Annotated in this window: 18 protein-coding genes; 16 read left to right on the plus strand and 2 right to left on the minus strand. The window is 36.0% G+C overall.

Going from position 1 to position 19,145, the window contains the following annotated elements; all coding sequences use genetic code 11:
- Window positions 1–43: 43 nt before the first annotated feature.
- The 13 genes from M3P19_RS09680 (at window position 44) to purD (ending at window position 15,355) form a co-directional block, all read left to right on the plus strand.
- Window positions 44–715: an HAD family hydrolase gene (locus M3P19_RS09680; RefSeq protein WP_249657465.1), complete on the plus strand. Its 672-nt coding sequence runs from the start codon at window positions 44–46 to the stop codon at window positions 713–715.
- 3 nt (window positions 716–718) lie between these two features.
- Window positions 719–1,795 carry a class II aldolase/adducin family protein gene (locus M3P19_RS09685; protein ID WP_249657466.1) on the plus strand — a complete coding sequence of 359 codons (1,077 nt, stop codon included), beginning with the start codon at window positions 719–721 and terminating at the stop codon, window positions 1,793–1,795.
- Between the two features lie 83 nt (window positions 1,796–1,878).
- Entirely contained in the window at window positions 1,879–3,417 is a 1,539-nt protein-coding gene (locus M3P19_RS09690) for a hypothetical protein (protein ID WP_249657467.1), read from the plus strand.
- Window positions 3,414–5,063: an NTP transferase domain-containing protein gene (locus M3P19_RS09695; protein WP_249657468.1), complete on the plus strand. Its 1,650-nt coding sequence runs from the start codon at window positions 3,414–3,416 to the stop codon at window positions 5,061–5,063. Before M3P19_RS09690 ends, M3P19_RS09695 begins: the two co-directional genes overlap by 4 nt.
- Window positions 5,054–5,434 carry a GtrA family protein gene (locus tag M3P19_RS09700; RefSeq protein WP_249657469.1) on the plus strand — a complete coding sequence of 127 codons (381 nt, stop codon included), beginning with the start codon at window positions 5,054–5,056 and terminating at the stop codon, window positions 5,432–5,434. The genes M3P19_RS09695 and M3P19_RS09700 overlap by 10 nt, the downstream gene beginning before the upstream one ends.
- 11 nt (window positions 5,435–5,445) lie before the next feature.
- Window positions 5,446–6,147: a glycosyltransferase family 2 protein gene (locus tag M3P19_RS09705; RefSeq protein WP_249657470.1), complete on the plus strand. Its 702-nt coding sequence runs from the start codon at window positions 5,446–5,448 to the stop codon at window positions 6,145–6,147.
- Window position 6,148: 1 nt separating this feature from the next.
- Window positions 6,149–6,739, plus strand: a complete 591-nt coding sequence (locus M3P19_RS09710; RefSeq protein WP_249657471.1) for a PI-PLC domain-containing protein — start codon at window positions 6,149–6,151, stop codon at window positions 6,737–6,739.
- Window positions 6,736–8,829 (plus strand): hypothetical protein, encoded by a 2,094-nt coding sequence (locus M3P19_RS09715; RefSeq protein ID WP_249657472.1) that lies wholly within the window; start codon window positions 6,736–6,738, stop codon window positions 8,827–8,829. Before M3P19_RS09710 ends, M3P19_RS09715 begins: the two co-directional genes overlap by 4 nt.
- A complete protein-coding gene (locus tag M3P19_RS09720) occupies window positions 8,830–10,884 on the plus strand; it encodes a hypothetical protein (RefSeq protein WP_249657473.1) in 2,055 nt (684 codons plus the stop codon).
- 43 nt (window positions 10,885–10,927) lie between these two features.
- Window positions 10,928–11,671: a glycosyltransferase family 2 protein gene (locus tag M3P19_RS09725; RefSeq protein ID WP_249657474.1), complete on the plus strand. Its 744-nt coding sequence runs from the start codon at window positions 10,928–10,930 to the stop codon at window positions 11,669–11,671.
- 24 nt (window positions 11,672–11,695) lie between these two features.
- Entirely contained in the window at window positions 11,696–13,066 is a 1,371-nt protein-coding gene (locus M3P19_RS09730) for a sugar transferase (RefSeq protein WP_249657475.1), read from the plus strand.
- A 5-nt stretch (window positions 13,067–13,071) separates the two neighbouring features.
- Window positions 13,072–14,058 (plus strand): UDP-glucuronic acid decarboxylase family protein, encoded by a 987-nt coding sequence (locus M3P19_RS09735; RefSeq protein WP_249657476.1) that lies wholly within the window; start codon window positions 13,072–13,074, stop codon window positions 14,056–14,058.
- Between the two features lie 25 nt (window positions 14,059–14,083).
- Window positions 14,084–15,355 carry a phosphoribosylamine--glycine ligase gene (purD, locus tag M3P19_RS09740; RefSeq protein WP_249657477.1) on the plus strand — a complete coding sequence of 424 codons (1,272 nt, stop codon included), beginning with the start codon at window positions 14,084–14,086 and terminating at the stop codon, window positions 15,353–15,355.
- 49 nt (window positions 15,356–15,404) lie between these two features.
- Here purD and M3P19_RS09745 read toward each other — a convergent pair whose 3' ends face one another.
- A complete protein-coding gene (locus tag M3P19_RS09745) occupies window positions 15,405–15,626 on the minus strand; it encodes a DUF6341 family protein (RefSeq protein ID WP_249657478.1) in 222 nt (73 codons plus the stop codon).
- A gap of 39 nt (window positions 15,627–15,665) precedes the next feature.
- Between M3P19_RS09745 and M3P19_RS09750 the strand changes: the two genes are divergently transcribed.
- Genes M3P19_RS09750 through M3P19_RS09760 form a run of 3 tightly spaced genes read left to right on the plus strand, consistent with a single transcriptional unit; the run spans window position 15,666 to window position 18,273 of the window.
- Window positions 15,666–16,598: a DUF6427 family protein gene (locus tag M3P19_RS09750; RefSeq protein WP_249657479.1), complete on the plus strand. Its 933-nt coding sequence runs from the start codon at window positions 15,666–15,668 to the stop codon at window positions 16,596–16,598.
- A 36-nt stretch (window positions 16,599–16,634) separates the two neighbouring features.
- Entirely contained in the window at window positions 16,635–17,240 is a 606-nt protein-coding gene (locus tag M3P19_RS09755) for a DUF4254 domain-containing protein (protein ID WP_249657480.1), read from the plus strand.
- The gene (locus M3P19_RS09760; RefSeq protein WP_249657481.1) at window positions 17,224–18,273 is read left to right on the plus strand and encodes a glycosyltransferase family 9 protein; all 1,050 of its coding nucleotides are present in this window, start codon (window positions 17,224–17,226) and stop codon (window positions 18,271–18,273) included. Before M3P19_RS09755 ends, M3P19_RS09760 begins: the two co-directional genes overlap by 17 nt.
- Here the strand turns inward: M3P19_RS09760 and M3P19_RS09765 are convergent.
- On the minus strand, window positions 18,270–18,887 hold the full coding sequence (locus M3P19_RS09765) for a TetR/AcrR family transcriptional regulator (RefSeq protein WP_249657482.1): 618 nt from the start codon (window positions 18,885–18,887) through the stop codon (window positions 18,270–18,272). The two genes, M3P19_RS09760 and M3P19_RS09765, sit on opposite strands and share 4 nt — an antisense overlap.
- Between the last annotated feature and the right edge of the window lie 258 nt (window positions 18,888–19,145).

Raw genomic sequence — 19,145 nt, forward strand, 5'->3', positions numbered from 1 at the left:
AAATTGTAATTCGCTTTATAATTATTTACTAAACAGCCTAATTATGGCCAACTCACTTATTTTAGACCTAGACAATACGCTATATGGTTATGATATACCACACCAATTAGCCTACAACAAGGTAATGGATTCAATTGTTTCAATGTTTGGTATACAGCTGGATAAAGCAAAAGGCGATTTTGAATTCGCCAGAATGAAAACTCATTATGAATTACCCGCTAAAGCGGCATCACATAACAGGTTGTTGTACTTCCAAAAAATGTTAGAACTAAATGGTATAAGCAGTCTACAACACGCCATGCACTTTTACAATATCTATTGGGATACATTTCTTGAACAAATTACACTTTTTGATGGGGTATTGGATTATTTGGAAAATCATCGACTACAAGGAGGCAAATCATGTATATTAACTGATTTAACGGCACATATTCAATATCGTAAAATCGAGAAATTAGGATTAAGCAATTACGTGGACTACCTTGTAACAAGTGAGGAAGTGGGTATCGAAAAACCTCATCCCTATATGTTTACAAGAGCTTTGCAAAAATTGGAGTGCAATACAATGGAAGCGCTTATGATAGGCGACAGTTGGAGTAAGGATATTTTAGGCGCAAATGCCATGGGCATTGATAGTATTTGGATTAACAATGATAGACAATCGCGAATTGAAAAACCTGGGATAAGAATGGTTTACAACTTTAAAGAAATTTAAATCATGAACACTGATAATGCTTTGTCTAAACTTATCGCCATGTCAAAATATGCCGGTCAAAGATTTGATTTGGTCCAAGCAGGTGGAGGGAACACTTCGGTAAAAGAAGGTGATAAAATGTTTATCAAGGCATCTGGATATTTGCTTTCTGAACTTACTTTAGAGAATGGCTATTCAATCGTTGACACCCAAGGTGTTTTATCTATTTTAGAAAACCCTGAAATCTTGGAGATTAAGGATAAAAGAGAAAAGGATACAATGGCTTCAATTCAACTACAAAAGACTAAAACGGAAGTAGGTCCTAGACCTTCAATTGAAACCTATCTACACGCATTACTCTATAAGTATACGCTACATGTTCATTCAATTGCTGTAAATATGCTTACATCGCGTATGGATTGGGAAAGAGTGATTGGTGAAATATTTCCTTCTGCATTGTGTGTAAGATATGAAACACCAGGCATAGAATTGGCGGTTGAGTTAAAAAATCTAATGGATGACTACAAAGCAGAAAACGGGCATTTACCAAACATTATTTTTCTCCAAAACCATGGCTTAATTATTAGTTCAGATCGTTATGAGGATATTGTAATACTCAATGAAGAAGTCATTTTGGCGGCTGAAAAAGCAAACAGTATTGACTTCTCCAGATTTCGAAACACCACAAAAATTGCTCAGATATACAATGAAATTTTTCAAAAAGATATTATTGCATACTTGTCTGAAGACCAAACCATTTACAAATCGCTTAGTCATTTAAATCAATCTAGAAATCAGAGGCCGTTTTCCCCTGATGGTTATGTGTTTTGTGGGTATTGTATTTTGACAATTACCAATTTATCGAAAGAGGAGTTTAATGGTTATTACACCAAATACCAAGAAGCTCCTAAGGTTTTGATATACAATGATTTGATATATATTTTAGCCGCAGACCTAAAAAAGGCCAAAATGATTGAAGATGTACTGAAAAACAACTTGATAATTGAATCTAAACTTGGACAGGACTTGCAATTTTTAGAAGTTGAAGAAATTAAGTATTTAGGAAATTGGGAAGCAGAAAAATATCGTCAAAAATTGTGAATTAAGATAGCATTAGGGAACAAACTCATTGGAATCAATAGAATATGACTAACAGGGTAGGTTTGACAAATAATTACTCTATTTTGGCAATAGTTGCATTTTTTGGTTTTTTGGGATTCATGATTCAACCCACTGCCTTCACTTGGGGAGAACAGGATATGATGCCATTCCTGGAGAGGTTTTTCAACCCTGAATTTTTAGCCGAAGATTTTTTCACCAATTCGACTGTAATTAAGAACCCTCGGTGGGTTTATGGGTATTTTCTTGTAACTATTGTAAAATTCTCTGGAATTTCTTGGTACAAAGTTTTATATGTTCTTAAACTTTGCTTTCAAATTATTGCGCCAATTTTATATTATAAGGTAATAGTAGTTATCGCCGGCAAGTTTATTGAACCAGATAAACTAAGAAGAATGCTACTATTTATTTTACCATGTCTTGTTTTGATGGTCTTTCTTAAAGAGTATCGTTATTATTTTTCTGTAGGGTCGTGGTCAAGTTATAACCCATATTTGCACGCATATAACATTTCTATTGTATTCGGGTTTCTTGCGATTTTCTTAAAGGAAAAACAATATAGACCAATTGCTTACATACCATTATTTATTCTAAGTTGTTTTTTTCATCCTGCAATGGGCCTTTATACAATGGCATTTTATATTGTTTTCCTGCTGCCAGATTTCAAGAAGCATCTTAAAGAGATCCAGATAATTTTTTTCACTGGAATAATATCGGTTTTCATGGTGAAGTTTTTGTTCGCTGGAGAAACGGTCTTATCCACCAAAGAGTTCATAGATATATACGTTAAAGAAAGACACCCATGGCATTATAGTGTGCCAGATTTCAATAACTTAAAAGGAGATTGGCGGGTGATTTTTACTTGGATGAATATTTTATTTTTAGCACCTATCTTAATTGGAATCTATAAAAAAAACAAAAATGTGTGGCTAGTATCTTTAGTTGCCTGGATTTTTTATGTAATGGCAATTTTTTGCCAATATGTTTTCATTGATGTTTTACCTGTCAAACTGTTCGCCTACCTTGGGGTTTCTAGATTTACAACATTTGGCTATTGGATGCTATTAATCATTTGGAGCATAACAATTTCTTTGTTTATAAACGAAAAAAAACAAAGTACTTATCCAAGTTTGGGTAAACGTAATTTCACATTTATAATTTTTACTTTAGTCTTTGTGGGAATTATCTTTATTGATGATCCGATTGAAGAGAGGCGCAGAAGACAATGGTCATTCTACGAATTCGTTAAATCCACTGACAATAATTCTGTTTTTACCACTTATTCAGCAAAGATGAATACGGATATTAGGCTTGTAGGGCTGAGGGCTGTATTTATTGGTGATGAATTTCCATTTTCTGAAGAAGATATCCTAGAATATGGTGACAGACGCCGTCTAATGTATGGATCATACCAAAATGGAGATTATGGGTCAAAATATTACAGAAAACTAAAACCAAAAGATTTTGTCAAAATTGCTGGAAAATATAAACTCGATTATATCGTGATAGAAAAAAAATACTCAAGTCAATTTGGAAATAGTAAACCGGTTTGGGAAAATCATAAGAATCAAATCTACAAACTCAGCTCATTAAAACAACCATGAAGATAATTATTCCTATGTCTGGCATGGGTAACCGTTTCGTTAAAGCAGGTTACTCTACACCAAAACCATTAATTGAGATTGATGGTAAACCAATTATTGAACATGTTGTTGGTATGTTCCCTGGCGAACATAATTTTATATTTATATGCAATAGTCAGCATTTAAGGGAAACAAACATGAGGGATATTCTAAAAGGAATCTCACCTGATTCAATTGTAACTGAAATCCCCCCACACAAAAAAGGACCTGTCTATGCAGTTCATTTAATGAATGAATACATCTTAGATGATGAAGAGGTTATTGTCAACTATTGTGATTTTTCATGTTACTGGGACTATCATGATTTTTTAGATCACACCCGAACAAGGAATGCAGATGGTGCCGTCCCCGCATACAAAGGATTTCATCCTCATATGCTAGGTACTACCAATTATGCGTTCATGAGAGATGATAAACAATGGATGCTGGAGATAAAGGAAAAAGAACCCTTTACGGATAATAGGATGGAAGAATTTGCATCCATAGGCACGTACTATTTCAAAAAGGGGAGCTATGTAAAGAAATATTTTAAGGAATTGATGGACAAGGACATCAATTTAAATGGCGAATACTATGTTAGTTTAATCTATAATTTACTTGTGAATGATGGATTTAACGTTTCAATTTACGACGTACAACACATGTTACAATGGGGAACACCTCAAGATGTTGAAGAATACAATGGCTTTTCAAATTATTTTAAAGCTATTTTAGAGTTCAAAGTAGATAAACAACCTCATGAACAAAGTGGAGTAAATTTAATCCCTCTTGCAGGAAAAGGAAGTAGGTTTACAATGGAAGGCTATAAGGATCCTAAACCATTGATTTCGGTATCCGGTAAGCCCATGATTATTCAAGCATCAGAGTATCTACCGAGTTCCAATAGCAATATATTTGTTTGTTTGGAAGACCATTTAAAATCCTATCCATTAGAGAAATCCATAAAACAAGTTTATCCTAAAGCAAAAATTCTGCCCATATCTGGTACAACTGAAGGTCAAGCCTGCACATGCGAATTAGGATTGGCAAATGAAGACAACCAACAACCATTATTAATTGCTGCTTGTGATAATGGGATGATTTATAATAAAGAAAGATATTCAGAATTACTTGATGATAAACAGATTGACGCAATTATCTGGTCCTTTAAGAACCACCCCAGTAGTGAGCAAAACCCAGAAATGTATGGTTGGTTAAAAGTAGATGGTCTAGAAAATGTTACCGGGGTAAGCGTTAAAAAACAAATTAGCGGATCTCCAAGAAACGATCACGCCATTGTTGGTACATTTTACTTTAGAAAAGCCAAATACTTCTTGGACGCATTAAAAAGGATGTATGAAAAAGATATTAGGGTTAATGGAGAGTTTTATGTGGACAGTTGTGTAAATGAGTTAGTTGATATGGGTCTAAATGTAAAGGTTTTTCAGATAGACCATTATTTAGGATGGGGAACACCCAATGATTATAGAACTTTTAAGTATTGGCAAAGTTTTTTTCACAAAGTGGATTGGCATCCATATAGATTGGAAAAGGACCCAACAATGAAAATCTCATCTATTTTGAATCTGAAAGAGGAATACCAAGAATTTAATCAAGAATGGCGATAGATTCAATCACTCAACGTCAGCTGAGTAAGTTTGTTTTTTCCGGGGTTATTGCGGTTGTGGTTGATTTTGGAGTGTATTATATGGCCAATAATTACTTAGGCCATAATTTGTCGAAGGGATTATCTTTTTTATCAGGAAGTGTCGTTGCGTATTTACTGAATAAATTTTGGACTTTTGAGGCAAAGGAATTTTCTGGCAGTCAAATGTTTCGGTTCTTTTTTCTTTATGGGATGACATTAGCAATAAATGTATTTGTTAATAAATTTGTTTTAGCTACAATAGGGAATGTTCTGTTTGGTTTCCTTTGTGCAACCGCCGCCAGTACTATATTAAATTTTTTGGGGCAAAAATTTTGGGTGTTTAAGAAATAGAAAAATTAATTATGAAATTGTCCATAGTGATTCCGTGTTTTAATGAGGAGAAGAACATACCCTTAATTTTGTCCAGGTTTGCGGAGGTAATTCATAGAGATGATATAGAAACTGTTTTGGTTAATAATGGCTCGACTGATAATTCATCAAGCGTTTTTGCCGAATTGATTCCTAAATTTTCGTTTGCAAGAATGGTAAATATCCCTGTTAACAAAGGCTATGGACATGGAATTCTTGCTGGACTTCGAAGTTGCACCGGAACTTTTATTGGATGGACGCACGCAGACATGCAAACAGACCCAAATGATGTAATAAAGGCATTGGAAATCATTGAAAACAACAATGAAAATGATAAAATATATGTGAAGGGCGACCGCAAGGGAAGACCATTTTTTGATCAAGTTTTTACCTCTGGAATGAGCTTGTTTGAAACGCTGTATATGGGGCAAAAATTACATGATATCAATGCCCAACCAAATATTTTTCACCACAAATTTTTTCAAAACTGGGAGAACCCACCGAACGATTTTGCACTTGACCTATTTGCACTGTATTTAGCTAAAAAACAGAAATTGAATGTAATACGGTTTGATGTCCTGTTTCCAGAAAGACTGCATGGAACTTCTAGTTGGAATACTGGTTTTGTAGCTAAAAAGAAGTTTATTAAAAGAACACTGGATTTTAGCGTGAAACTAAAAAAGAGTTTAAAGTAATATGGAATATATCGCCCATCGAATTAATTCGGTTGCAGAACTAAAAAAATTACCTGCTGAATATGGCGTAGAGGTCGACCTTAGGGACAACCTTGACGGTTCCATTTACATAGCCCATGACCCATTTATCCTAGGTGAAAATTTTGAAGATTATCTTAAACACTATAAACACGGCACCTTAATCTTGAACATTAAAAGTGAGCGTATTGAAATTAAGGTTTTGGAGCTTATTAAGAAATATGCTATTCCCAAATATTTTTTTCTTGACTCATCGTTTCCTATGGTACATTATCTATCAGAAAGCGGAGAATCAAATATTGCAATTCGGTTCTCTGAATTTGAAGGATTGGATACAATTCGAAAAATGGAAAGAAAAGTTAGGTGGGTTTGGGTCGATTGTTTCAACAAGTTGCCAATAAATAAAAAAGTGTTCACGGAATTTAAGCGCCTTGGTTATTATTTATGCTTGGTTTCACCGGAATTGCAAGGCCGTGATGGAGAAATCGAGGACTACAAGGATTATCTTAAAAATGAAAACATCGTTTTCGATGCAATTTGCACTAAGCAATACAATATTTCTAGATGGCAATGAAGCATACCACGTTATTTTCATTAACAGACAAACAGGGGATTAAGCGGCTAGGGTTTTTAAATTGTAGGCTATTCTGGATAGGACTGACGTTAAAAATTGTCTTATCCTTCTTTTTTGCAGGTGAGTTTCTAAAAAACTCATTCATACCTTTTGTTGTTTATTTTTTTGATTCAGGTTTCGATAGTCCATACGTTTATTTTCAGGAAATAGGAGATAATGATGCGTTTCCGTACCCTCCAATGATGTTGTATTTCTTAGGATTTTTAGGAGGGTTTGCCTCCAATATTTCTCCGTTCTTCATTAGAATACCACTGTTACTTTCAGATATCGGAATATTGATAATCCTCAATAGGTTACTAAAAAACCAATCGGTGAAACTTTTGAAGTACTATTGGCTCTCACCAGTGTTGATTTATATCTCTTACATTCATGGTCAGCTTGATGCCGTTCCAATATTGTTTCTTTTTGTATCAGCCTATTTATTATTCAATAAGGAAAGAGTTAAATCTTCAGTTTTTCTCGGTCTGGGTGTGGCCGCGAAAACCAATCTTCTATTGGTTATTCCATTTTTCTTGCTTTACATTTATAAAAATAACAATGAGAAGAAGGTTACCAAGTTTCTTGTTCCCTGTTTAGTGTTGATATTAACTTTCTTAATTGTTAACGTTCCATTTACGGAGAGTAAACAATTTATAAATATGGTTTATGGGAATAGCGAACAATCCAAAATTTGGAATGCCGTCATTCCAATGCTTGGCGAACTAAGGTTTTATATTATCCCTTCTATTTATCTTATTTTATTGGCTACGGCTTCACGATTTAAGAGAATCAGCAATGACTTGTTGTTAATATTCATTGGTTTTTCATTTGCAATATTGCTGATTTTCATTCCTCCACAACCTGGATGGTATTTTTGGATATTGCCGTTTTTTGTGTACTTCGCAATCAGAGAAAACAAGTTCTCTTTTTTGCCAATTCTAGTCTTACAAGGGGCATTTCTGGCATATTTCGCATTAATAGAGGATTCAGATTTTTTTAGTGCGTTTTTATATTCCCAAAATGACTTTACCATTTACAAGAAACTCGAGGTGTTTGACTCAGGGACAGTTAATTTAATCCAAGGACTTGCACTTACATTTCTGCAAACATGTCTGTTGTTAAACGTTTATTGGATCTATAAATGGGGAATTAAGAGGAATTTAGAAAAGAAAATTAAAAACAAGCCATTTTTGATTGGAATAGGCGGGGATTCAGGTGTCGGCAAATCAACCCTGACGGAGTTGTTGACCAACTTGTTTGGTTCGGAGAATATGACAATTATAAGAGGAGATGACATGCATCGGTGGGAACGGGGCCATGATAAATGGGATGAGATTACGCATTTATCTCCTAAAGCCAATCATTTGTATACAGACATAAGACACTTAAAAAGCTTAAAAAACGGGAAAAACATAAGACGCAGATTTTATGATCATGGATCCGGTAAATTTACCGATCAACGAAAAGTTTACTCAAATAAAATATTGGTTTTTGAAGGATTACATCCTTTTTATATTTCAGCCAAACGTGATTTGTTCGATTTAAAAGTATTTGTAGAACCTGAAGAAGATCTAAGACTCCACTGGAAAATTAGTAGAGATGTATTAAAGCGAGACTACACAAAGGAAAAGGTAATAAAACAACTTCAATTAAGAGAGGCTGACAGTAACAAGTATATTAGGTCGCAGGCTTCATTTTCAGATATCAAAGTCACTTTTTACACTTTAAATGAGATTGCCTCCATAGGAAATGGTGTTGATGTTGATTTGGCTTTGAGAATTGAAATCGAAAACAACGTGGATGTAAATGAATTATTAGAGCACTTATCACCCATTAGTTCTATTGAGATTAACCATGAATATGCAACGCATAATCAAGTTATTGACGCAAAAGGTCACATTACCAGTGATGATATCAAAAATGCAGTTGACGCTTTTATAGGAGATTATGATGAATTTGTTGAAGCCGCAAAATTTGTTAATGGGCTTAATGGATTTCTACAGTTGTTTTTGATTTATTGTATAGTGTATAATGTGAAACACGGAAACTAAATGAAGCAAGAAGTCTTAAATTTTTTCGAAAAATACAAGCTGTTTTTGATTGGCGTTGGCCTCGCTTTTTTATCAATTGTTGTGCTGCAAGTCAATTATAACAAAAACCACATGCATGACTATACCGTAGATGAGTACTTCACCATTTCTACCATACACCCTAATATGACCCCTGATAAAACCGTGCACAGGGCGCTCAATGGGCCAAGATTGTTCACCTATATGTTTTATCCTGGAGCAATGGTTGGTATGATAGGCCATATGGGCGGAAATATTTACGTGGATGGTTGGAAATATCCTGGCCACAACTATTTCATTAAGAATTATAAGCTATCAGGCTCCAGTTTGAAGACCAATATGGAAGACCCTAACCTAAGGTATTTTCATTATTATCTGAAGTTGCAAGCAATCATACTTTTGTTTCTTTCTCTTGTTCCTGTTTTGTATCTGCTTTGGAAAAAAAATCTAATCGTGGGAATGTTCATGGTCAGTATTTTGATAGGAATAAATCTATTATCTCTAGAGGAAAGAAGCCTATTTTATATTGAACCATTACTTATGGTAATGATGAACGTATTGACTTGGCTTTATCTATTTTTTGCAGATAAAAAACAAATAAGTTGGTTTTGGATGATTTTAGCGTCATTCCTATTTGCATTGACCATTTCCCTCAAATTTTCAGCTTTGTTTGTAATAATCCTGCTTATTGCCTTAATAATCTCTAAGGAGACTAACTTGGAAATGAAATTAAGAACAACTATTTTATTGATTTTTTCCTCCATTGCATTCTTTTGTTTGATTAATTGGCACCTATTTCATAGTAAGGAGGTTTTTAATAATATCGTACACGATTACTTCTCAAACTTCTGGCAATATGCAACAGGCAACAAGGGAGTTGTAATAGAAAACTTCAAGCTATACAATCTTAAAAGAATTACAGGTGAAGTTTTTTATTCTCTTGGAGGCTTGGTTTATGCGTTGCCAATACTTTTATATTTTGGACTAAAATTTACACCTAAGAAAGCTTTTCTTCATTGGTTTTTCTTTATTGCCATAGTTTTATTATCGATTGGATTTATAGTAAAACAGCAAGTTTATATTGATAGGAATATATTACCTTTTCTAACTCCCTTGGTAATTGTTTATGGCGTAATGACGGATAGGGTTATTCATAGGATAAATAAGAACAATAAACCAAATCCGAAGACAACGGCGATTTATTCTTATGTTTTGGTTGCATTAATGATATTTCTTCCAATTTTAGGATATTCAAAAAATTACTTCAAGAAAGTGTTTCCTAGTGAGAGAAGTAACATTTCACGAATAATAGAACAAATTCCGAATAAGCAAAATAAAAGGTTGATTAGTATTGATTATGATTCAGCGGCGTTTCAATATGAATTTCCCACATTTCAAACCATGGAAACAACTATCCCAACCAACGGCAAGAATTTCAATAGTTTCAAAGTGAATTCCATAGGCCAGTTTAAAACCCCTGACGTTGTTGTGATTTCAGAAAAGGGTAATAACAAGCAACTCACAACTTATTTATTACCAGCCATATTCAATACTAATTTCCAGTTTGGCGAGCATTTTGTTTTTTACAATGATGCTGAAAAGAACTTAATGTTCAAAAAGCTTTCAGAAGAATTGAATTCAAGACAGATCACGCCTCTTTTGAAGGACTCTATATCCATTAGGGAAGATTTGGTGTTACAAGAAATAAATATCGTTGATGGGAATAAAATTTACTTAAAACTGGATTATTTGGACACCAAATTAATGGACTGGGATGGTTGTCGTTTCTATTTCCATGGGAAAGCCCATAAACCTGATGTCAGTAAACTACCAGCGGAAAGGGTTCAATATGGATTCGAAGGTTGGGATTTTACTATTACTGAAAACAACTCGTTTCATTATGGGAGTTCTTTATTTGTATATCAGGATTTCAACCCAACACTAATGAAATATGAAAAATTTTCATTTGGAATATTTCGTGGCTGTACAAAAAGTAAAGAATTTAGCATTGAGAATGTAATTATTGGTCAAAACTAACCATTTGCATACCAAACCATTAGCACACAAGCAAGGCAACTAAATGAAATTAGTTTCCATCATAACACCAGTCTATAATTCCGAAAAATATTTGAAACAAAATATTGATTCGGTAAGGGCACAAACCTATTCAAATTGGGAGCAAATATTTGTAGACGATTGCTCTACCGATAATAGTGCCGTTATTATACAATCACATAAAAAAGAGGATGATAGGATTAAGTATTATTGTCTAAATCAAAATAGTGGTGCAGGAGTAGCAAGAAATAAAGCAATAGAGAATGCTTCTGGAAAGTATATTGCCTTTTTGGATAGCGATGATTTATGGCATCCCAAAAAATTAGAATTGCAAATAAAGTTTATGGAGGAAAAAGGGTGTCCTTTTTCATTTACCGCATATCAATTAGTTAATGAATCTGGAAATAAAATAAACAAGACGATAAAGACACCATCACAGATAACGTATAAGCGGGCATTATACAAAAATCCTATTGGCTGTTTAACAGCAGTCTATGACATTGATTTTTTTGGCAAGCAATATATGCCGAATATCAGGAAGCGACAGGATTTTGCGCTATGGTTGAAACTACTAAAAAAATCAGATGCTTATGGATTGGAGAAAGTCCTTGCGAGCTATCGAACAGGCAATCAATCAATTTCTTCCAATAAAATGGATTTGATTAAATACGAATGGCGTGTTTATCGTGAATTGGAAAACTTATCCTTTGTTAAGTCCTCTTTTTATTTGGTTTCGGCTATTTTTCTGAAATTGAAGAGTTATTTTTGATTTCCGACATATTCAATAACTTCTATGGCAAGACCATCAATTTTAAATTCCGTAGAAAGGAAGTTCATACTATTGCTTGGGGACCTATTGATTATCATTGCTTCACTGAATCTATTGATAAACCATGCCATAGATGAAGAATATATTTCTTTTAATCTAAAAGTATTTGTTTTTGCTTTTGGGATTTCCACATACCTCATTTTATCATACATATTGGATTTTTACAATTTGGAAAGGGCAGCGAGAAAAAGATATGTTTTTTCACAATCCGTATACATTACAAGCATTTTTGTTTTTTTAGTGTTTCTTTTTACAGTATTGACCTACGATGTCAGTTTTTGGAGAATACCCCTTTTGTCTTTTCTTTTACTGACACCAATAGAAATATGGTTGTGGCGCTTTCTCTTCACTAACTTGTTTAGCATATTGCCAACTGTAAAAAAAGTCCTGTACGTCTATGACGGCACTAATGAAGATAAGTTGCGAGACAATATCAACTATATAAATGGTGAGAGCACCAATACTTTTTACAAAGTAAAGCTTACGTTTTCCATAGCAGATGAAAATTCAGTATTAGATAAAAAAACCTTTAAAGAAGCTTTAGAGAAAGTAGACACCTGGATATTGAATATTAGGGACTACAACGATATTTCCAAAGAACTGGAAGCTTTGCTTCTTGATTCAATTTTGAAAGGGAAAGAAGTAGTATCCTATACTTCGTTTTACGAGAGTGTTTATGAGGCCATGCCTATTCGTTCACATTATCATAGTTTCTACGAGTTGTTGCAACTAAAAAACAGGAAGATTAGATACTTGCAAGTAATATTTAGCTACTTGGTCAATTTTCTGCTTTCCTGTTTAGTAGGAGTAATTTTCTTCCTAGCCTGTCCAGTGGTTTGGTTCTTCAACATTTTCCTGAACAGGGGTCCACTTTTTTATTCCCAATTGCGCGTAGGGCAATATGGAAAGGAATTTAAAGTTTATAAGTTCAGGTCCATGATAGTCAATGCTGAATCAGAAGGCGCAAAAATGGCAACCAAAAATGACAATAGGGTTACACCATTTGGAAAAATCCTTCGCGTATTCAGGGTGGATGAATTGCCTCAAATATTGTCAGTAATAGAAGGTAACATGACATTTATTGGACCAAGACCAGAAAGAAGAATCTTTGTAGATCAATTGGATGAAATCACACCGTTTTATAGTATTAGACATTTATACAAACCCGGAATAACAGGCTGGGCGCAGGTGAAATATAAATATGGAGAAGATTTGCAAGACTCGATAAGAAAATTAGAATATGACTTATACTATATTAAAAACAAGTCCATAACACTTGATTTAAGAATCATATTCAAAACCATAACCACCGTTTTATTCTCAAGAGGAATTTAATTACTATGAAAAAAACACTAATCACCGGCGCGGCGGGCTTTTTGGGATCACACCTTTGTGATCGTTTCATTGCAGAAGGTCACCATGTAGTTGCCATGGACAATCTTATTACAGGAGACCTTAAGAATTTAGAGCACCTCTTTCATTTAGACCGATTCGAATTCCATCATCACGACGTAACCAAGTTCGTACATGTACCTGGAAAAGTAGATAACATTTTACATTTTGCCTCTCCAGCTAGCCCAATCGATTATTTGAAAATCCCAATCCAAACTTTAAAAGTAGGTGCGTTGGGAACCCATAATCTTTTGGGATTGGCCAAAGAAAAGAATGCTAGGTTTATGATTGCAAGTACATCGGAAATCTATGGAGATCCATTGGTGCACCCACAGACTGAAGAGTACTATGGGAATGTAAATACCATTGGTCCGCGTGGAGTATATGATGAAGCCAAGCGCTTTCAAGAATCCATTACGATGGCCTACCACCGTTTTCATGGACTGGATACTAGAATTGTTCGAATATTCAATACCTATGGCCCCAGGATGCGACTGAATGATGGTCGTGTAATTCCGGCTTTTATGGGTCAAGCTTTGAGAGGTGAGGATTTGACGGTATTTGGAGATGGTTCACAAACACGTTCATTCTGTTTTGTTGAAGATGAAATAGAAGGCATCTATAGATTGCTTATGAGCGACTATACCCTACCCATGAACATTGGGAACCCACATGAAATCACCATCAAGGATTTTGCGGAGGAAATCATAAAGCTTACGGGTACCGATCAAAAGATCATTTACAAACCTTTACCTAAAGATGACCCAATGCAAAGGCAGCCGGACATTTCAAAAGCTAAAGAAATTCTAGGTTGGGAACCAAAAGTTGGTAGAGCAGAAGGTATGCGAAAAACTTTTGACTACTTCAAAACATTATCAAGAGAAGAATTAGAGAAAACAGAACACAGGGATTTTTCGGATAGAAATAAAAAGTAACCTTATTTTTGCCAAAAATTTCACCATGAACATCCTTGTCCTCGGATCAGGTGGGCGCGAGCACGCCATCGCCTATAAGATTTCCCAAAGCACCAAATGTAAAAATCTTTTTGTAGCTCCTGGTAATGCGGGAACGGCTTCAATTGCCAACAACATCGCTGTTGGCGTGAATGATTTTGAAGAAATCAAGAAAGTGGTTTTGGACAATGAGATTGACTTGGTAGTTGTGGGGCCAGAAGACCCATTGGTACGAGGAGTGCATGACTTTTTCTTGTCGGATGCCGAGCTGGCACATGTAAGTGTTATAGGGCCACAGAAAGCTGCAGCGGAATTGGAGGGCAGCAAGGAGTTTGCCAAGGAATTTATGATGAGGCATAACATTCCAACGGCAGCCTATGAGAGCTTTACGGCAGAAACATTAACCAAAGGTTATCAGTTTTTGGAAACGCTACAGCCACCATATGTTTTAAAAGCAGACGGTTTGGCGGCTGGTAAGGGCGTACTTATTTTGGATGATCTTGATGAAGCCAAGAAAGAACTGGAATCCATGTTGTTGGATTCAAAATTTGGTGCTGCAAGTGCCACTGTGGTTATCGAAGAATTCTTGGATGGGATAGAACTGAGCTGTTTTGTGCTTACAGACGGTAACAATTACAAAGTATTACCCACAGCAAAAGACTACAAACGAATCGGTGAAGGAGATACCGGGTTGAATACCGGCGGCATGGGAGCTATCTCCCCTGTTCCTTTTGCAGATTCCACCTTCATGCAAAAGATAGAGGACCGCATTGTTAAACCTACCGTAGAAGGCCTTAAAAAGGATAATCTACCCTATGTTGGTTTTATTTTTATCGGTTTGATCAAAGTTGGAGATGACCCAAAAGTGATTGAGTACAATGTGCGAATGGGTGATCCTGAGACCGAAGTTGTAATCCCTAGAATTACCTCGGATTTAGTGGATGTGCTGGATGCCATGGCCAAAGGAACATTGGACCAAATCAATTTGGAAATTGATGGGCGGACCGCCACGACAGTAATGGCAGTTTCAGGAGGCTATCCAGAAGCTTATGAAAAAGGAAAAGAGATATCAGGAATCGATAAGGTTCAAGATTCCATTGTTTTTCATGCAGGCACCAAAGTAAACGATGGCAAAGTAGTCACCAATGGCGGAAGGGTTATCGCTGTTACTTCATTTGGAAATGATTTCCAGAGTGCGCTTAAAACTTCTTATCGTAACATGGAACTTCTTGAGTTCGATGGAATGTATTACAGAAAAGACCTTGGGTTCGATCTATAGATCAAATCCAAAAGTAATAGCAATTGTTTTGAGGAAGGCGGGTAGCTGCCTATAGATAAGAATGTGAAGAAATGCTTTTATCTTCTTCACCATTGTCATTGAAAATCTTCAATTCCTTCATCCAATATACCATGGCCACAAAACCGATTAAGGTAAAAATCCAGTTGATGGAATTGGAACCCCACCAGTTTTCCATAAAACGGAACATATCGTAAGGGGCGAATAGGTAGTTTACAAATAAGTCTTCAATGCCGTAAAAAAACTTGCTCATGTTGGCTATATTTACTTTGCAAAAGTAGTAAAACCTAAGATGATTTCAAGCTTTTTCAGTAAAACTAAACCAATAAATTACATCGTCTTAACGGGCTTTTTGGTTCTTTTTTACGCTTTGTCCTTGTTGCTCAATTTTGGGCACAACATCCAACAAATTCCTATTTCATTGGAATTGTTGGCGTTAGCGGCATTATTGCTTATGGTTTTTGTGATCAACGAGGTAGTGCGAACAGAAAAAGTAACTGAATTCAGTTCATTTGCCATGCTGTTTTTTGTTTTGTTTATTATAGTCTTTGATAGTGTATTATTGGACAAAAACGCCATTTATTGCGCCTTGTTCATCTTTTTGGCCGTTTGGAGATTGCTCACTATCAAATCCATCAAAAATGTAAAGCATAAGATATTTGATGCCACTTTTTTAGTATGCGTGGCAAGTTTGTTTTACGACTGGGCCTTAATCTTTTTAATCTTGGTTTTTTTGGTAATCAATGTCTATGAAAGAAACGTAGCCAAAAATTGGATGGTTCCCTTTGTGGCCATCCTCTCCGTTTTTATCTTGACTTTTGGCGTACTCCGATTAACTGGCGACACTTCTTTTTTCGCAGACCATTATCGTTTTGCTTTTGGCTTCTTGGAAAATGGGTTTTTTACACAGAAATCTATTCTAGGCAATGTTATATTCATTTCAATTGTTGGCATAATCCTGTCCTTGGTGTTTTTAAAAGTTAGAAGAAAAGGAGGCGGGAAATTGATTCCACTCCGCATTCTCTTTCTCACCTTTTTGTTGGGTGCGGCCTTGAGTTTTTTGTGCAAAGAAGGAGCCGCAACCATTTTGATTGCATTTTTTCCAGCCGCCGTCTTTATTACCAATTACCTGGAGACCATCAAAAAAACCAGAATACGGGAATTATTGGTAGTGGCGGCCATAATCGCGCCACTTCTTCTTTTCTTGACCCGTATTAGCCAATAAGCCATAAAGCAATATCTTTGCCCAAAGTTTATTCACATGTTCAGCGAACTGGCCTTTAAGATTTTTAATCAGAGTATAGCTACTTACCACATCAAGGATGATGTTTATCAACCCTTCGAAAATCCCTTCCCTAAGGATAAAGTTGAACATTTACTCTATCGGAAGAATTGGATAGACACCGTACAATGGCATTATGAAGATATCATCCGCGACCCGGAAATTGACCCGATAGCGGCATTGGACCTAAAGCGTAAGATTGATGCCAGCAATCAGGACAGAACTGATTTGGTGGAATACATTGACAGTTATTTTCTGGATAAATTCAAAAGTGTTGCAGTAAACGACAACGCCTCGATTAATACCGAAAGCCCCGCTTGGGCCATCGACCGATTGTCCATTTTGGCACTCAAAATCTATCATATGCAAGATGAGGTGGATCGTAAAGACGCGTCTTCAGAACATATTGCCAAATGTGAAGCCAAATTGGCGGTTTTAAAAGAGCAAAAAGTGGACCTTTCCACAGCCATAGATCAATTGTTGTCAGACATTGAATCCGGGAACAAGTACATGAAAGTCTACAAACAGATGAAAATGTACAATGACGATGAACTAAACCCAGTACTCCGTGGGCAAAAAGGCTAAAAAAGCCCACATTTTGGTTATTCGGCTATCAGCAATGGGAGATGTAGCCATGACCATTCCCGTTCTTAAACAAGTCCTTGCAGATTATCCAGAGATACACCTAACAGTGCTTACAAAGAAGCTGTTTGTTCCAATTTTCTCTGATTTGGACCGTGTGACCGTTTACGTTGCCGATGTTAAAAAAAGGCATAAGGGAATGATGGGCCTTTGGCGCCTGTATAAAGAACTTAAACCGAACGGCTTCAGTGCAGTTGCGGATTTGCACAATGTGTTGCGCAGCAAGGTACTGTGCAAGTATTTTGGATTGAGCGGCGTCAATTGCGAACAACTGGACAAAGGAAGGAAGGAGAAAAAAGCACTGACCAGTGCAAAAGCTAAAGTTTTCCAACAACTGAAATCTACCCATCAAAGGTATGCTGAGGTTTTTGCCCAGCTTGGTTATCCAGTCAAGTTAGGAGATGCAGCACCTCTGCAGCGAAAGCAACTATCTGATCACGTTTTGGAATTGGTACAACAGGATGGCAAAAAATGGATTGGAATTGCCCCTTTTGCAGCGCACGAAGGCAAAATGTACCCCATTTCACTAATGGAAACGGTAATCAACACTCTAAACAATACCGAAAAGTATAAAATATTGCTTTTTGGCGGCGGTACCAAAGAAGTTGAGCAGCTGGAAGAAATTTCTGGAAAATATGATCAGGTATTGAATATGGCGGGCAAATTGAATTTTTCACAGGAATTGGAATTGATTTCCAATTTAGATATAATGGTTTCCATGGACAGTGGTAATGCGCATTTGGCAACCAACTTCGGAATACCGGTCGTTACATTATGGGGTGTAACTCACCCATTTGCAGGCTTTTACCCCTATAATCAACCTGCAGAAAACGCTTTATTGGCAGATAGGAATGTATTTCCATTGATTCCAACATCAATTTATGGAAACAAAATGCCAGAGGGCTATGAGGCAGCCATGACGACCATAGACCCGAGCGCAGTAGAAGCAAAGATTCTAAATGTACTCGGAGCTTAGGCATCGGCATATCGAGCTTCTAATGAACCAAAGTATTGTTTTAGTTGTTGAATGTAGTTGTACTTCAATTGTGGATTGGAATTATCAGACATTAAGGTTCGCATTCCCAAATAAGAAGCAATAATGTAGCTGGCAACGCCTTCACAGTCCACATGACGGGCAATATGGCCATCTACTTTTCCTTTTTTAAGCACGGAAACTAAATTCACTTCCCATACTTTGATGATATCCTTCAAATAGGTGCTGATTTCTGAGTTTCGCTTGTTGAATTCCATCAAAAAGTCATTCAACATAAAACCATAGACCATTTCATTGTGCTTAACTGGCTCCAGGGCTTTTTCCAAACTATCAATAATAATAGGTAATGGGTTTTCATGGGTGTTCAAGGGCTCAACAAGTAACGCGTATACTTTCTGTACTACCAGATTTTGTACAATACTTATAAAGTAATCCTCCTTAGATTTAAAATGATGGTAAAACGCACCCTTGGAAAGGGATAGTTCTTTAAGGATATCATCTAAACTGGTGTTGTAATAGCCTTTTTCGTGGAAGATTTCCAGGCCTTTTGCACATAAACGGTGCATGGTTTCCCGTTTTTTTAAGTTCCTGTCCATAAGATTTGGGTTTTGGGTTAATTAGACTATAAAGTCTGTTACAAAGTTCCCAACCAATTCACCTAGCCAAAAGAAATGGGGATGTAGCTGTCAGAAAATTCGGTGAAAAGCAGAAATTGACCCATTGCAAAATTACAGACCGACCCCCCGGTCGGTTTAAGGGATTCTTTTTTGGGATAAAAGACATTTGGCCGGGTAAGGTTTTGATCAATAACAAGCAAATTCTATGCTTTGGCTATTGTAAACAAACCGCGCATC

The organism is Flagellimonas spongiicola (assembly GCF_023502425.1).
In the GTDB taxonomy this organism is placed as follows: domain Bacteria; phylum Bacteroidota; class Bacteroidia; order Flavobacteriales; family Flavobacteriaceae; genus Flagellimonas; species Flagellimonas spongiicola.

What these genes read in the sequence shown, in the direction of transcription:
- M3P19_RS09680 (WP_249657465.1), top strand. Translation starts at nt 44, where the DNA reads ATGGCCAACTCACTTATTTTAGACCTAGACAATACGCTATATGGTTAT.
- M3P19_RS09685 (WP_249657466.1), top strand. Translation starts at nt 719, where the DNA reads ATGAACACTGATAATGCTTTGTCTAAACTTATCGCCATGTCAAAATAT.
- M3P19_RS09695 (WP_249657468.1), top strand. Translation starts at nt 3,414, where the DNA reads ATGAAGATAATTATTCCTATGTCTGGCATGGGTAACCGTTTCGTTAAA.
- M3P19_RS09700 (WP_249657469.1), top strand. Translation starts at nt 5,054, where the DNA reads ATGGCGATAGATTCAATCACTCAACGTCAGCTGAGTAAGTTTGTTTTT.
- M3P19_RS09705 (WP_249657470.1), top strand. Translation starts at nt 5,446, where the DNA reads ATGAAATTGTCCATAGTGATTCCGTGTTTTAATGAGGAGAAGAACATA.
- M3P19_RS09710 (WP_249657471.1), top strand. Translation starts at nt 6,149, where the DNA reads ATGGAATATATCGCCCATCGAATTAATTCGGTTGCAGAACTAAAAAAA.
- M3P19_RS09715 (WP_249657472.1), top strand. Translation starts at nt 6,736, where the DNA reads ATGAAGCATACCACGTTATTTTCATTAACAGACAAACAGGGGATTAAG.
- M3P19_RS09720 (WP_249657473.1), top strand. Translation starts at nt 8,830, where the DNA reads ATGAAGCAAGAAGTCTTAAATTTTTTCGAAAAATACAAGCTGTTTTTG.
- M3P19_RS09725 (WP_249657474.1), top strand. Translation starts at nt 10,928, where the DNA reads ATGAAATTAGTTTCCATCATAACACCAGTCTATAATTCCGAAAAATAT.
- M3P19_RS09730 (WP_249657475.1), top strand. Translation starts at nt 11,696, where the DNA reads ATGGCAAGACCATCAATTTTAAATTCCGTAGAAAGGAAGTTCATACTA.
- M3P19_RS09735 (WP_249657476.1), top strand. Translation starts at nt 13,072, where the DNA reads ATGAAAAAAACACTAATCACCGGCGCGGCGGGCTTTTTGGGATCACAC.
- purD (WP_249657477.1), top strand. Translation starts at nt 14,084, where the DNA reads ATGAACATCCTTGTCCTCGGATCAGGTGGGCGCGAGCACGCCATCGCC.
- M3P19_RS09745 (WP_249657478.1), bottom strand. Translation starts at nt 15,626, where the DNA reads ATGAGCAAGTTTTTTTACGGCATTGAAGACTTATTTGTAAACTACCTA.
- M3P19_RS09750 (WP_249657479.1), top strand. Translation starts at nt 15,666, where the DNA reads ATGATTTCAAGCTTTTTCAGTAAAACTAAACCAATAAATTACATCGTC.
- M3P19_RS09755 (WP_249657480.1), top strand. Translation starts at nt 16,635, where the DNA reads ATGTTCAGCGAACTGGCCTTTAAGATTTTTAATCAGAGTATAGCTACT.
- M3P19_RS09765 (WP_249657482.1), bottom strand. Translation starts at nt 18,887, where the DNA reads ATGGACAGGAACTTAAAAAAACGGGAAACCATGCACCGTTTATGTGCA.